Here is a 12,722-nt window from a genome sequence, read left to right on the forward strand (position 1 = left end):
CTCAGATCCAGCCGCGCCGCTTGAAGACCGCGTACAACGCCAGGCTCACCCCGACCATCGCCAGCAGCGCGAACGGGTAGCCGAGCGACCAGTGCAGCTCGGGCATGTCGTCGAAGTTCATCCCGTAGACGGTGCCGACGAGGGTGGGCGCGAAGAGGATGGCCGCCCACGCGGAGATCTTCTTGACCTCCTCGCCCTGCGCGATCGAGGCCTCGGTCAGCTCGCGGATCTCCTCGTTCTGCCGCTGCGCGACGAGGGTGGCGTTGACGGTGAGGATGTCGCGCAGCTGCTGGCGGAAGCCCTCGACCCGTTCGATCACCTGGGTCACGTGGTCGGCGACGTCCCGCAGGTAGCTGCGCAGCTCCTCGTCCACGCCGTACTTGTCGAAGCCGGCGGTGATCGCGGCGAGGATGCCGGTGAGCGGCTGCGCGGCGCGCTGGAACTCCAGCACCTCCTGCGACAGCTCGTAGATGCGCCGCGAGACGCCGGGGTCCCCGCGGAAGACCTCGGTCTCGATCTCGTCGATGTCGGTCGCCAGGCCGTCGACCACAGGCCGGTACCCGTCGACGACGGCGTCCAGCGTCGCGTACAGCACCGCCTCGCTGCCCTTGGCCAGCAGCGCCGGCTCGCTCTCCAGCCGGCGGCGCACCCGCGAGAGGTCGGGCGACTCGCTGTGCCGCACGGTGACGGCGAAGTCGGCGCCGAGGAACAGGTGCACCTCGCCGAACTCGACCTGCTCGGTGGAGTCCTCGTACCGCGCCGCCTTCAGGACGACGAACAGCGTGCCCCCGTACCGCTCGAACTTCGGCCGCTGGTGGGCCTTGATCGCGTCCTCGACGGCCAGCTCGGGCAGGTCGAACAGCTCCGCGAGCTCGCCGAGCTCCTGGGGCTCGGGCCGGTACAGGCCCAGCCAGGCCAGCCGCTCCTCGCCCAGGTCCAGCTCGGCGCGGCTGTCGGCGGCGGAGTCCGGCGTCGCGACCCGCCGACCGGCGGAGTAGACGGCGTTGTCCACGACCCGCGATCGGGCGGCGTCGGCCTCGGTCCCCGCCGGGACGGGCGGGACCGGCCGCAGCTCGGGCCGGGGACGGCGGGTCAGGGTGGTGAGCGCGCTCAGCGGCGCGCGGCGGCGGTCGGCCATGGGGGGCTCCCGGGACGGGGACGACGGTGGGCGCTCGGAGACCCGGCGCCGGCCCGCATCGCTCCCGGGGGAACGGCGTCAGCCGGCGATCCGGACCTCGCTGCCGGTACTGGGGGGCTCGCCGGGCATGCGTGCTCCTCCTCCCGCTCGGGCGCCCGTCCACCGCGGGGCCGTCGTCCATGGTCCCACGCCGCACCGGGCAGGGCAGCGCCGCTGCCCCCTCCTGGGGAGGGTCAGCCCACGCTGCCGAGGACCAGGTCGACCATCACCGGCAGCAGGATGACGATGAGGATCGCCCCGAGGACGTCGAAGGAGATGCCGCTGCGGATCATCTTGGTGATCGGCACGACGCCCGAGCCGTACGCGATGGCGTTCTGCGGCGTCGACACCGGCAGCATGAACCCGAACGAGGCGGCGAAGGTGGCCGCCAGCGCCGGCACGAACGGGTTGATCCCCGCCGCCATCGCCACCGGGATGATGATCGGGACGACGACCGCCGCCGACGCCGTGTTCGACGTCGTCTCGCTGATGATGATCGCCAGGATCACCGCGAAGACCGTGATGGCGAAGGTGCTGGTCAGCCCCAGCCGGTCCGCCGAGGCCTCGCCGATCGTCTCGGCCAGCCCGGTGCTGGCCAGCAGCGAGCCGAAGATGATCCCGGTGCCGAACAGCAGGATCGTGCCCCAGTCGATCTTGGCGGCGTCGCTCCAGTTGAGCGTGAACTCGCGCGCCTTCCAGTCGGTGGGCAGCAGGAACAGCAGCGAGGCGCCGAGGACGGCGATGATGCCCTCGTCCATCCGGTCGCTGATCGTCGTGTACAGGTCGGACTCGGTGCCGGCCGTCAGCGCGATGACGCCGGGGAAGATCCAGCACGCGACGGTCACCCCGAACGCGATGAGCGTGTTCCGCTCGGCCTGCGAGAACTTCCCGAGGCTGCTCCGCTCCTCCCGCACGTACTCGCTGACGCCTTCGATCCGCCGGATCTCGGGCTTGTTGAGCAGCAGCAGGACGACGGTCAGGGCGGCGAACATCAGCACGCAGATCGGCAGCGCCATGAGCATCCAGTCGAGGAAGCCGATCCGCTCCCCCGTCGCCTCCTCGATCAGCCCGCGGCCGATCAGGTTCGGCGGCGTGCCCACCGGGGTGAGCAGCCCGCCCACGCTCGCGCCGTACGCGAGCATCAGCATCAGCGCGGCGCCCACCCGCAGCCGCAGCGGGTCGAAGTCGGGCTTCACCAGCTCCTTGTCCTGGAGGAGCTTGGCGATGACCGAGAGGATGCCCAGCGCCGTCGGCAGCAGCATCGCGACGGTGGCGGTGTTGGAGACGAACGCCGAGAGCAGCGCGGTGATCGCGCCGAAGGCGATGACCACCCGGTAGGTCGACGTCCCGACCCACGACAGCGACAGCACCCACATGGCGAACCGCCGCGCGAGGCCGTGCTTGAGCATCGCCATCGCGAGGATGAACGCCCCGATGAAGGTGAACACCGTCGTCGAGCCGAACGGGGCCAGCGCGTCGTCGGCCGGGACCACCCCGAGGGTGACGATCGCGCCGATCCCGATGAGGCCGCCGACCGGGATCGGCACCGGCTCGGTGATCCACAGGACGATGACGCCCAGCAGGATCGCCGCGAGCAGGTGCTGGTCGCGGGGCAGGTCGACGGGCAGGAGCGCGAAGACGATCGTGACCACGGGGGCCAGGAACAGCCCGATCGTCCGGCGGCCCTTCTCGAACCGTTCCTCGGCCGGGCTGAGCTCCTGCTCGCCCAGGCTCCGGTAGGTCGCGCTGCCGCGGAACGCGGCGTCGACGTCGGTGCGCTTGCCCTGCTGCCGCTCCGTCGCGGTCATTCCGCCCCCCGGGTCAGATGAGTGATCAGACCCTAGGCAGCGCGGGGCCGGGCGGCGACCCGACGACGATCAGCTCCTGGCCAGGCCCGATGCGCTCAGCGCGCCATTGGTGACCAGCTGCCGCGAGAACCCCTTGGCGAGCTCGACGACGCGCGCGGTGCGCTCGGGCCCGAGGAGCAGCCACGGGTCGGCCGACAGCGCGTCCGTGTGCACCTCGAGGCGCGCCCGGAGCTCCACGCCCTCCTCGGTCAGGCCGGCGTCGTCGACCAGGCCGCGGTCGGCCAGCGCCTGCGCGGCGTCGGCCCACTCCTGCTCGCTCCAGCCGCGGGTGGCCTTGGCCGCCTCCGGGGTGAAGCCGCGGCCCATGGCGGTGTGCGTCACCAGCGCCTCGATGCCGGACAGCCCCGAGTGCAGCAGCGCGGCCACGTGGCCGTCGCCGCGGTGCTCGCGCAGCAGGGTGGCGCCGTGCCAGAGCACCAGGATCGGCTCCTCCGGCCACGGCAGGTCGGCGTGCCCGGCGTAGAGCGCGCGACCCTCGGGCGACAGCGCCGTGGTGGCCTCGCGCAGCAGCTCGCCCAGCTCGACGACCTCGTCGGAGCCGGCCAGGTCGCCCAGCAGGCGGGTGAGCGAGGCGCGGGCGGCGTCGAACCGCGCGGCGAGCACCTGCGCCGGCGTCGCCAGCTCCCAGGCCGCCGGGATCGTCCTCGCCACCAGGGCGGGCGAGAAGTTGTAGAAGGTGCCGACGACGGCGCCCGCGCCGACCGCCCCCATCGCCGCCGACCGCCCGGCGAAGTAGCACATCCGGCCCGGCTTCAGCCCGGCCGCGGTGAGGTGCTGCTCGGTCTCGGGCGCGAAGTACACGTGCGAGTGCAGCAGCTCGACGGCGCGGTGCGCGCGGGCGACCTGCCGGGGGTCGAGGACGGCGGGGGACGACGGATCGGCGCTAACCATGGCCGCACCCTAGTCATCCCCCGGGGCGGGCAGGCCCCGGCCGGGCCGCTTTCAGCGGCGCACGAACAGGCAGAACGGGTGACCGGCCGGGTCGCGGTAGACGCGGACGACCTCGTGAGGGTCCTCGTGGCCGCCGATCGGCTGCGCCCCCGCCTCCTCGGCGTGCGCGCCGGCCGCCTCCAGGTCGTCGACGAGGAAGTCCAGGTGCAGCTGCATCTGCTGGGTGCCCGGCGCCGGCGGCCACACCGGCGGCACGTGGTCGCGCTCGAGCTGGAAGGACAGCCCCGTGCCGCCGTCGGCCGGCCGGACGGTGGCCCAGTCGTCGGTGTCGTCGCGGATCGGCCAGCCGAGCAGCCGCTCGTAGAAGCGGGCCAGCCCGCGTGGGTCCGGCGTCCCCAGGACGGTCGCGGTGAACGTGAAGCTCGCCATCATGCCTCCAGCCCGAACATCCGTGCGCCGTTCCCCCACAGGACGGCGCGCAGCCACTCCTCCCCCAGGCCCAGCCGGTGCAGCGCCTCCAGCTGGTGGGCGTAGGCGTACGGGATCGAGGGGAAGTCGCTGCCGAGCAGCACCTTTCCCCGCAGGTCCGACAACCGGGGCAGCAGGGCCGGGTCGAAGGCGTTGCTGCCGCGCTGGGTGAAGTCGGTGGCGAACATCGTGGTGTCCAGGTGCACCCGCTCGTACCGCTCGGCGAGCTCGAGGAACTCGGCGTACTCCGGCATGCCGAGGTGGGCGATGACCAGCTGCAGCCGGGGGAAGCGCTCCAGCAGCCCGGCCATCGGCGCCGGGCCGGTGTGCTCGCCGCGCAGCGGGCCGGAGCCGCAGTGGATGACCACCGGCGTCCCGGTCTCCTCCAGGCGCGCCCACACCTCGTCGAGCAGCCGGTCCCGCGGGTCGAAGGCGCCGACCTGCACGTGCACCTTGAAGACCCGGGCACCCTCGTCCAGCGCGGCCGCGACGTAGGCCGCGGCCTCCGGCTCGGGGTAGAAGGTGGCCGACTGCAGCACCTGCGGCCGGCCCTCGGCGAACCCGGCCGACCACTCGTTCAGCCAGGCGGCCATGCCCGGCTTGTGCGGGTAGGGCAGCGTCGAGAAGGCCCGGACACCGAGCCCCTCGAGGACGGCGAGGCGCTCCTCCACCGGCAGCCGGTAGGTGATCGGCCACGACGCCGTGCCGTAGTTGTCCCGGGCCGCGCCGAAGAAGTCCCACACCTTCGCCTGCACCCGCTCGGGCAGGAAGTGCACGTGCACGTCGACCAGGCCCGGCAGGCCCAGCTCGCGCCAGAAGCGGGGGACGTCGGCGTCGTCGGCAGGGGGCGCGAGCGTCTCCATGGCCCGACCGTATCGGCCCGCGGGCGCGACGCATCGCCGTCTGCTGGCGGTCACCTCCACCGAGCCCCGCGAGCGGGCCCGCGCCTCCGGGTCAGAGGGTGACGACGACCTTGCCGCGCACGTGGCCCTCGCTGACCAGCCGGTGCGCGGCGACCAGGTCGGCCAGCGGGAACGCCTTCGCGATCGGCACCCGCAGCTGCCCGGCGTCGGCCATGCGGCCTAGCTCCTCGAGGTCGTGCTGCTCGGGCCGGACGAACACGTAGCGGCCGCCCAGGTCGTTCACCGACGGGTCGACCACCGAGGCGATGCGGGAGACGTCGCGCACCTGCTTCGGGGCGTCGGCCAGCGTGTCGCCGCCGACCAGGTCGAGGACGGCGTCCACCGGCTCGGACAGCTGCTCGCTGATCGGGCCGGCGTTGTAGTCGAGCACCTCGGCGGCGCCGGCGTCCTTCAGGAAGCCGTGGTTGCGCGGGCTCGCCGTCCCGATGACGTGCGCGCCCAGGGCGACGGCGATCTGGACGGCGTTGAACCCGACCCCGCCGGCCGCGCGGTGGACCAGCACCCGGTCGCCCTCGCCGACGTCGAGCGCCTCGGTCAGCGCCTGGTACGCGGTCAGGCCGGCAAGCGGCAGGGCCCCGGCCTCGGCGAAGGAGAGCGACTGCGGCTTGTGCGCGAGGCAGCGCTGCGGTGCGGGCACCAGCTCCGCCGCCGTCCCCCACTGGACGTCGTCCCGGCGGACGTAGCCGAACACCTCGTCTCCCGGTGCGAACGCGACCACCGCGGGGCCGACCGCCTCGACGACGCCCGCGACGTCCCAGCCCGGGACGATCGGGAAGTGGTGCGGGAAGAAGTTCGCCAGCCCGCCGGCGCGGATGCCCATGTCGACGGGGTTCACCCCCGAGGCCGTGACCCGCACGAGCACCACGTCCGGGCCGACCGGCGGCTCCGGGAGGTCGTCGCGCAACGTCAGGACGTCGTCGTCCCCGAACCGGTCGTAGGCCATTCCTCGCATGCGGTCCACCGTAGGCGGGCGCCGGCGGCCGGGCCCGGGCAGCACGGGTACCGCGGTGGCCGGCCCGGTACCGCGTTGTGCGGCGGTACCGGGGCCGGTGACGCGGTAGCGGTCAGCGGCGGCGCCCGGCGGCCCGCGGCGCGACCCACTCCACCACCCACCGCTCCCCCACCGGCAGCGCGGCCCACCGGCGGGCGGCGTCCCGCACGGCGTCCACGGCCGCGTCGATGCGCGGCTCCGGGATGCCGACGACGGCGCCGGGCGGCACCTGCTCGCCCCGGGCCCGCCGGGCGACGACGTCGGCGATGGCCTCGGCCCGCATCACCGCGTCCCGCCGCTCGCGCTTGAGCCGCTCGGACCGCTCCGCCGAGTGCGGCGGACGGCGGCCCGACACGTGCCGCATGCTGCCCCACACCACGCCGTCGGCGACGCAGCCCCAGATGCCGTCGGGCAGCGGCAGCGCGGTCTCGACGACGGCGTGCACGAGGTCGTGCGGCAGCTCCGCGCCCCCGCCGGCACCGCGCATCGCGAACACCACGCCGTCGTCCCGCTCGACCAGGGTCTCGACCGGACGGCGGTCGCCCATCCGCTGGAACGTCATGCGCACGGTGTCGATGATGAGCCGGGGCTCAACCCGATTTCGCGGTCAGCGCCGGCCCTTCACGTACCGCCCGAACGCCTTCTGGATCTCGCGGCGGGAGTCGCGCTCGGCCATGTCGTGCCGCTTGTCGTAGGACTTCTTGCCCTTCGCCAGCGCGAGGGTGGCCTTGACCTTGCCGTCCTTGAAGTACAGGTCCAGCGGGACGAGCGTCAGCCCGCCCTCCTTGATCTTGCCGATCAGCTTGTCGATCTCGCTGCGGTGCATGAGCACCTTGCGCTTGCGGCGCGGCGTGTGGTTGGTCCAGGTGCCGGCCACGTACTCGGGGATGTGGACGTGCTGGAGCCACACCTCGCCGTCGTCGATCGAGGCGAACCCGTCGACCAGCGAGGCGCGGCCGGCACGCAGGCTCTTGACCTCGGTGCCGGTGAGCACGAGGCCCACCTCGTACGTGTCGAAGATCGAGTAGTCGTGCCGCGCCTTCTTGTTCTGGGCGATGAGCTTGCGCCCCTGTTCCCGCGGCATGTCTCCACCCTACGTCGGTGGGTGATCCACCCCCGAACGCCCAGATCGGCGATCTGGGGCCATACGCGGCGCGTAGGCCACCAGATCGCCGATCTGGGGAGGGTGCGGTTGACGCGAGTGGGGCTACAGCCGGACGTACAGCCGCAGCGTCACGTACGCGGCGACGCCGGCCAGGCCCACGCCGGCGCCGGCGATGATCGGGCTGATCAGCGCGATCTGGCCCCAGTCGACCGGCGGGATGATGCCGGCCTTGATCGGCCCGGACAGGGTGCGGTCGACGAACAGCACCTTGGTGAGCACCAGCCCGCCGACGGCGAGCAGCGCACCGATGAGCCCGGCGAGCGCGGCCTCGAGGATGAACGGCAGCTGGGTGTACCAACGCGAGGCGCCGACCAGCCGCATGATGTTCGTCTCGTTGCGGCGGTTGAACGCGGCGAGCTGGATCGTGTTCGAGATCAGCAGCAGCGCCGCCAGCGCCTGGACCACCGCCACGGCGATCGTCGCGTTGCGGGCGCCGTTGAGCAGGCTGAACAGGCGGTCGAGGAAGTCGCCCTCGTCGCGCACCTGGTCGACGCCGTCCTGCCCGTTCGGGAACTGCTCGGCGATGACCGGGTACCGCTCGGGGTTGACCAGCTCGACGCGGAAGCTCTCCGGCAGCGCGTCCGGCGGGGTGTTCTGGACCAGCTCGGGCTGCTGGCTGAACTGCTGCTGGAAGCGCTCGTACGCCTCGTCCTTGTTCTCGTAGATGAAGCTCTTCACCTCCGACGACTCGGAGAGCTTCGCCTCGATGGCGCCGCGCTGCTCCTCGGTCACGTCGTCGGCGAGGAAGATGGAGACCTGGACCTTGTCGTAGTAGATCTCCTTCATGTCGGAGATCATCCCGGCGATCAGCAGGCCGGTGCCCATGAGGCCGAGCGAGATGGCCGTCGTCAGGATCATCGCGACCGTCATGGTCAGGTTGCGACGGAGCCCGGTGGCCACCTCGGAGAGCACGAAGTTGACGCGCATGGAAGTCCTGTCGTGTTCGGAGGTAGTCGGTCAGCGGCGGGCGAGGCCGCTCAACGGCCCACGCCGTACACACCGCGCGACTGGTCGCGCGTGAGCACTCCCCCGTTGAGCTCGATCACGCGACGGCGCATCGAGTCCACGATGTGGTAGTCGTGCGTCGCCATGATCACCGTGGTGCCGGTCCGGTTGATCCGCTCGAGGAGCAGCATGATGCCCTCGCTGGTGTCCGGGTCGAGGTTGCCGGTGGGCTCGTCGGCCAGCAGCACCAGCGGCCGGTTGACGAACGCGCGGGCGATCGCGACCCGCTGCTGCTCACCACCGGAGAGCTCGCCGGGCAGCCGCTGGGCCTTGCCCTCCAGGCCGACCATCTCCAGCACCTCGGGCACCACCTTGCGGATGGTGCGGTGCGGCTTGTTGATGACCTCGAGCGCGAAGGCGACGTTCTGCGCCACGGTGCGGTCGCGCAGCAGGCGGAAGTCCTGGAAGACGCAGCCGATCGTGCGGCGCAGCTTCGGCACGTTCCACTTGCTCATGGTGTTGAGCGTCTTGCCGTTCACGACGATCGTGCCCGAGGTCGGGTCCTCCTCCTTCAGCAGCAGCCGCAGGAAGGTGGACTTGCCCGACCCGGAGGAGCCGATGAGGAAGACGAACTCGCCCTTGTCGATCTCCGTCGACACGTCGTCCAGGGCCGGCCGGCCGCTCGCCGGGTAGAGCTTGGTGACGTGTTGCATTTCGATCACGAGGCGCAACGGTACTAGCACCGAGGCCCTCGACCCGTCGTTCGCCACGGAACGCGCGGGGCTCGTTCGGGGCCCGCGGGGTGACCTCCCCGACAGGCCGGTCAGGCGGCGGGCGTGGTCTCCTGCTGGCGCCGCCAGCGGATGCCGGCCTCGATGAAGGCGTCGATCCCGCCGTCGAGCACGTCGCCGGGGTTGCCGCTCTCCTGCTCGGTGCGCAGGTCCTTGACCATCTGGTACGGGTGCAGCACGTAGGAGCGCATCTGGTTGCCCCAGCTGCTGCCGCCGTCGCCCTTCAGCGCGTCCATCTCCGCGCGCTGCTCGGCCTGCCGGACGACGAGCAACCGCGCCTGGAGCACGCGCAGCGCGGCGGCGCGGTTCTGGATCTGCGACTTCTCGTTCTGGCAGGACACCACGATGCCGGTGGGGATGTGGGTCATGCGGACGGCGGAGTCGGTCGTGTTGACGCTCTGCCCGCCGGGGCCCGAGGAGCGGAAGACGTCGACCCGGATCTCGTTCTCGGGGATGTCCACGTGGTCGGTCTGCTCGACGACGGGCAGCACCTCGACGCCGGCGAAGGAGGTCTGCCGGCGGCCCTGGTTGTCGAACGGCGAGATGCGGACCAGCCGGTGGGTGCCCTGCTCGACCGAGAGGGTGCCGTAGGCGTAGGGCACCTTGACCGCGAAGGTGGCCGACTTGATGCCGGCCTCCTCGGCGTAGCTGACGTCGTAGACCTCGGTGGGGTACTTGTGCCGCTCGGCCCAGCGCAGGTACATGCGCATGAGCATCTCGGCGAAGTCGGCGGCGTCCACGCCTCCGGCCTCCGAGCGGATGGTCACCAGCGCCTCGCGGGAGTCGTACTCGCCGTTGAGCAGGGTGCGGACCTCGAGCTCGTCGATGACCGCGCGGATGCTCTCCAGCTCCCGCTCGGTCTCGGCGAGGGTGGCCTCGTCGCCCTCGTCGGCGGCCATCTCGTGCATGAGGCCGACGTCGTCGAGCCGGCCGCGCAGCTCCTCGACCCGGCGCAGCGTGCCCTGGAGGTAGGACAGCCGGGAGGTGACCGCCTGAGCGGCCTCGACGTCGTTCCACAGGTCGGGTGCGGCGGCCTGCTGCTCGAGGTCGGCGACTTCCTGGCGCATGTCGTCGACGTCGAGCACGGCCTCGATCGACGCCAGGGTCGTGGTCAGTTCGTCGAGTACGACGGAGAAGTCAGCGGCCACGTCGACCCAGGGTAGTCAGCTCTCGGCCCGGGCAGGCAGCCGCGGCACGGGCGGGGCCGGGAAACCCGCTCAGTGCGCGACGGCGGCCGGGACGGCCGAGGCGTGCTGGGCCGCGATCCACCCGGGGACGGCGTCCGCGGGCAGCGGCCGGGAGATGTGGAAGCCCTGCGCGAAGCTGCAGCCGAGCTCGACCGCGAGCGCCAGCTGCCCCTCGGTCTCCACGCCTTCGGCCAGGCTGCGGATGCCGCAGGCCTGCCCGAGCGCGACGACGGCGGCGATCGCGGCGGCGGCCCGGTCGCGGTGGCCCTCGGTGTAGTTGACGAGGCTGCGGTCGATCTTGAGGATCCCGGCCGGCAGCGTGACCAGCTGGCCGAGCGAGGAGAAGCCGCTGCCGAAGTCGTCGATGGAGACCTCGACGCCGCGGCGGCGCAGCTCGGCCATCTGCCGGGCGGCGCCCTCGGGGTCCTCCGCGACGGAGGTCTCGGTGAGCTCGATGACCAGCTGTTCCGGGGGGACGCCGGCCGCCGCGAGCGCGGAGAGGACGTCGTCCACCAGGGTGCCGCCGGCGAACTGGTCGGCGCTGATGTTCACGCCGACCACCGTGTCCAGGCCCTGCCGCCGCCACGCGGCGATCTGCCGGGTGGCCGCGGTCAGCACCCAGCGGGACAGCGGGGTCATGAGGTCGTGGGTCTCGGCGATGGGCAGGAACTCCGCCGGGGCCAGCAGGCCGCGCTCGGGGTGCTGCCAGCGGACCAGCGCCTCCACGCCGGTGCAGCGGCCCGAGGCCAGGTGCAGCACCGGCTGGTAGTGCAGCACCAGCTCGTCGCGGACGAGGGCGTCGCGCAGCTCGCCGGCCAGCGTCGCGCGCCGCTCGGCCGCGGTGCGCAGGTCGGGGTGGAACACGTGCACCCGGTTCCGGCCGGCGGCCTTCGCCGCGTACATGGCGAGGTCGGCGTCGCGGACCAGGTCGGTGGAGCGCAGGTAGCGGTGACCCCGAGGTGCCGGCGATGCCGATGCTGGCCCCGAGCCGGACGACGCGGCCGCCGAGCTCGAAGGGCCGCGCGAGGGTGCGGCGCAGCCGCTCCGCCAGCGCCTCCGCCTCGTCGGGTGCGCAGTCCCGCGTGAGGACGACGAACTCGTCGCCGCCGAGCCGCCCCACGGTGTCGCCCTCGCGGACGGCGGCGGTCAGCCGGGCGGCGATCTCGCGGAGCAGGTCGTCGCCGGTGTCGTGCCCGAGCGAGTCGTTGACCTCCTTGAACCCGTCGACGTCCAGGAAGAGCGCGGCGACCGGACGGCGCGGCGCGGACAGGTCGGCGTCGATGAGCTCGTGCAGGTGGGAGCGGTTGGGCAGGCCGGTGAGCGCGTCGTGCCGCGCCTGCCAGGCCGAGGTCCGTTCGGCGCGCACCCGGGAGGTCACGTCGGTGTGGGTCAGCACGATGTTGCCCGCCTCGTCGACCCGCGAGGCCTGCATGTGGAACCACCGGGTGCCCGACGCGAGCCGCACCGGGAGGTCGGCGGTGGCGCTGTCGCGCAGGCCCATGGAGAGCTCGCGGACGCCGGCCAGCAGCGCGCGGCTGTGCTCGTCGTCGCGCACCCGGAGGGCGAAGGCGAAGTAGTCGCCGCCGACGGGGACGCGGAAGCGGTCGTCGTCGAGGTCCTCGGCGGCCTGGGTCCAGGCGGAGTTCGCCAGCAGGATCCGCCCGTGCGCGTCGATCAGCAGCGTCGGCGAGGGCAGCGCGTCGAGGACGGCCTCCACCAGCAGCGGTGCGCCGGGGCGGTCGCCGCCGCGGTGCCGCACGTCGGCGGGCAGGGCCCGGCCGGTCCGTCGTCGCACTGCTTCCCACCCCCGTCGTCGTGGACGCCGGTGACGTCCTCCGCTTCTCCATCGGCACACGCGCTCGGCGGAACACCTCCGGACGGAATGGCTCGCCCCAAGGGGTGAGCGCCGTCACCCCTCCCGCGTCTGGTCGGCGATCCAGCGCAGGTAGGCCGGGTTGCCGCCCAGCACCGGCAGCGCCAGCACGCACGGGACGTCGTAGCCGTGCAGCTCGACCACGCGGGCGACGACGGCGTCGACCAGCGCCCGCCGGGTGTGCAGCGCGACCCGGGCCTCGGGCTCGTCGTGCACCTCGCCGGCCCAGCGGTACACCGACCGGACCGCGGTGACGTGCTGCCCGCAGGCGACCAGCCGCTCCTCGACCAGGGTGCGGGTCAGCGCGACCAGCCGCTCGGGGTCCGCGTCGGTGACGACGATCTCGCAGCACTCCACGTCCACGGAGCCGATCCTGGCGCACGGCGGCCGGAGCGCGACGTCGGCGGGTTGAGCACTCGCGGTCCGGGGGTAGGGGGCTCCCC

Annotated in this window: 14 protein-coding genes and 1 pseudogene; 1 reads left to right on the forward strand and 14 read right to left on the reverse strand. The window is 72.8% G+C overall.

Features of this window, described 5'->3' with window-relative positions; genetic code table 11:
- Nucleotide 1 precedes the first annotated feature (1 nt).
- From JKP76_RS00455 to JKP76_RS19855, 13 genes and pseudogenes are all read right to left on the reverse strand, one after another.
- Nucleotides 2–1,138, reverse strand: coding sequence for a magnesium and cobalt transport protein CorA (locus JKP76_RS00455; RefSeq protein WP_200489111.1), 1,137 nt, complete (start codon nt 1,136–1,138; stop codon nt 2–4).
- 233 nt (nt 1,139–1,371) lie between these two features.
- Entirely contained in the window at nt 1,372–2,985 is a 1,614-nt protein-coding gene (locus JKP76_RS00460; RefSeq protein ID WP_200489112.1) for a DASS family sodium-coupled anion symporter, read from the reverse strand.
- A 69-nt stretch (nt 2,986–3,054) separates the two neighbouring features.
- Nucleotides 3,055–3,936: a hypothetical protein gene (locus JKP76_RS00465; protein WP_200489113.1), complete on the reverse strand. Its 882-nt coding sequence runs from the start codon at nt 3,934–3,936 to the stop codon at nt 3,055–3,057.
- A gap of 51 nt (nt 3,937–3,987) precedes the next feature.
- Nucleotides 3,988–4,365: a VOC family protein gene (locus tag JKP76_RS00470; protein WP_242471131.1), complete on the reverse strand. Its 378-nt coding sequence runs from the start codon at nt 4,363–4,365 to the stop codon at nt 3,988–3,990.
- Entirely contained in the window at nt 4,365–5,267 is a 903-nt protein-coding gene (locus JKP76_RS00475; RefSeq protein WP_200489115.1) for an amidohydrolase family protein, read from the reverse strand. The genes JKP76_RS00470 and JKP76_RS00475 overlap by 1 nt, the downstream gene beginning before the upstream one ends.
- Before the next feature lie 91 nt (nt 5,268–5,358).
- Nucleotides 5,359–6,279, reverse strand: a complete 921-nt coding sequence (locus tag JKP76_RS00480; protein WP_200489116.1) for an NADP-dependent oxidoreductase — start codon at nt 6,277–6,279, stop codon at nt 5,359–5,361.
- 112 nt (nt 6,280–6,391) lie between these two features.
- A complete protein-coding gene (locus tag JKP76_RS00485; RefSeq protein WP_200489117.1) occupies nt 6,392–6,886 on the reverse strand; it encodes a hypothetical protein in 495 nt (164 codons plus the stop codon).
- A gap of 39 nt (nt 6,887–6,925) precedes the next feature.
- Nucleotides 6,926–7,402: an SsrA-binding protein SmpB gene (gene smpB / locus JKP76_RS00490; protein WP_200489118.1), complete on the reverse strand. Its 477-nt coding sequence runs from the start codon at nt 7,400–7,402 to the stop codon at nt 6,926–6,928.
- 123 nt (nt 7,403–7,525) lie between these two features.
- The gene (ftsX, locus tag JKP76_RS00495) at nt 7,526–8,410 is read right to left on the reverse strand and encodes a permease-like cell division protein FtsX (protein ID WP_200489119.1); all 885 of its coding nucleotides are present in this window, start codon (nt 8,408–8,410) and stop codon (nt 7,526–7,528) included.
- A 50-nt stretch (nt 8,411–8,460) separates the two neighbouring features.
- Entirely contained in the window at nt 8,461–9,141 is a 681-nt protein-coding gene (gene ftsE / locus JKP76_RS00500) for a cell division ATP-binding protein FtsE (protein WP_200491196.1), read from the reverse strand.
- 110 nt (nt 9,142–9,251) lie between these two features.
- Complete coding sequence (gene prfB, locus JKP76_RS00505; protein ID WP_200489120.1) at nt 9,252–10,367, reverse strand: peptide chain release factor 2; 1,116 nt, start codon at nt 10,365–10,367, stop codon at nt 9,252–9,254.
- A gap of 69 nt (nt 10,368–10,436) precedes the next feature.
- Nucleotides 10,437–11,309 (reverse strand): bifunctional diguanylate cyclase/phosphodiesterase, encoded by an 873-nt coding sequence (locus JKP76_RS19850; protein ID WP_242471132.1) that lies wholly within the window; start codon nt 11,307–11,309, stop codon nt 10,437–10,439.
- A 109-nt stretch (nt 11,310–11,418) separates the two neighbouring features.
- A pseudogene (locus JKP76_RS19855) lies at nt 11,419–11,700 on the reverse strand (GGDEF domain-containing protein); the annotation flags it as partial.
- Between JKP76_RS19855 and JKP76_RS23100 the strand changes: the two are divergent.
- On the forward strand, nt 11,596–12,309 hold the full coding sequence (locus tag JKP76_RS23100; protein WP_309232782.1) for a hypothetical protein: 714 nt from the start codon (nt 11,596–11,598) through the stop codon (nt 12,307–12,309). The pseudogene JKP76_RS19855 and the gene JKP76_RS23100 overlap by 105 nt on opposite strands.
- Before the next feature lie 6 nt (nt 12,310–12,315).
- On the opposite strand, the gene cutA is transcribed toward JKP76_RS23100, so the two are convergent.
- A complete protein-coding gene (gene cutA, locus JKP76_RS00515) occupies nt 12,316–12,642 on the reverse strand; it encodes a divalent-cation tolerance protein CutA (RefSeq protein WP_200489121.1) in 327 nt (108 codons plus the stop codon).
- Nucleotides 12,643–12,722 lie beyond the last annotated feature (80 nt).

Origin of the sequence: Blastococcus sp. TML/C7B (assembly GCF_016612845.1) — a bacterium.
GTDB lineage: Bacteria > Actinomycetota > Actinomycetes > Mycobacteriales > Geodermatophilaceae > Blastococcus.

Coding starts and splice junctions, on each gene's coding strand:
- JKP76_RS00455 (WP_200489111.1), bottom strand. CDS start 1,138: ATGGCCGACCGCCGCCGCGCGCCGCTGAGCGCGCTCACCACCCTGACC.
- JKP76_RS00460 (WP_200489112.1), bottom strand. CDS start 2,985: ATGACCGCGACGGAGCGGCAGCAGGGCAAGCGCACCGACGTCGACGCC.
- JKP76_RS00465 (WP_200489113.1), bottom strand. CDS start 3,936: ATGGTTAGCGCCGATCCGTCGTCCCCCGCCGTCCTCGACCCCCGGCAG.
- JKP76_RS00470 (WP_242471131.1), bottom strand. CDS start 4,365: ATGGCGAGCTTCACGTTCACCGCGACCGTCCTGGGGACGCCGGACCCA.
- JKP76_RS00475 (WP_200489115.1), bottom strand. CDS start 5,267: ATGGAGACGCTCGCGCCCCCTGCCGACGACGCCGACGTCCCCCGCTTC.
- JKP76_RS00480 (WP_200489116.1), bottom strand. CDS start 6,279: ATGCGAGGAATGGCCTACGACCGGTTCGGGGACGACGACGTCCTGACG.
- smpB (WP_200489118.1), bottom strand. CDS start 7,402: ATGCCGCGGGAACAGGGGCGCAAGCTCATCGCCCAGAACAAGAAGGCG.
- ftsX (WP_200489119.1), bottom strand. CDS start 8,410: ATGCGCGTCAACTTCGTGCTCTCCGAGGTGGCCACCGGGCTCCGTCGC.
- ftsE (WP_200491196.1), bottom strand. CDS start 9,141: ATGCAACACGTCACCAAGCTCTACCCGGCGAGCGGCCGGCCGGCCCTG.
- JKP76_RS19850 (WP_242471132.1), bottom strand. CDS start 11,309: ATGTACGCGGCGAAGGCCGCCGGCCGGAACCGGGTGCACGTGTTCCAC.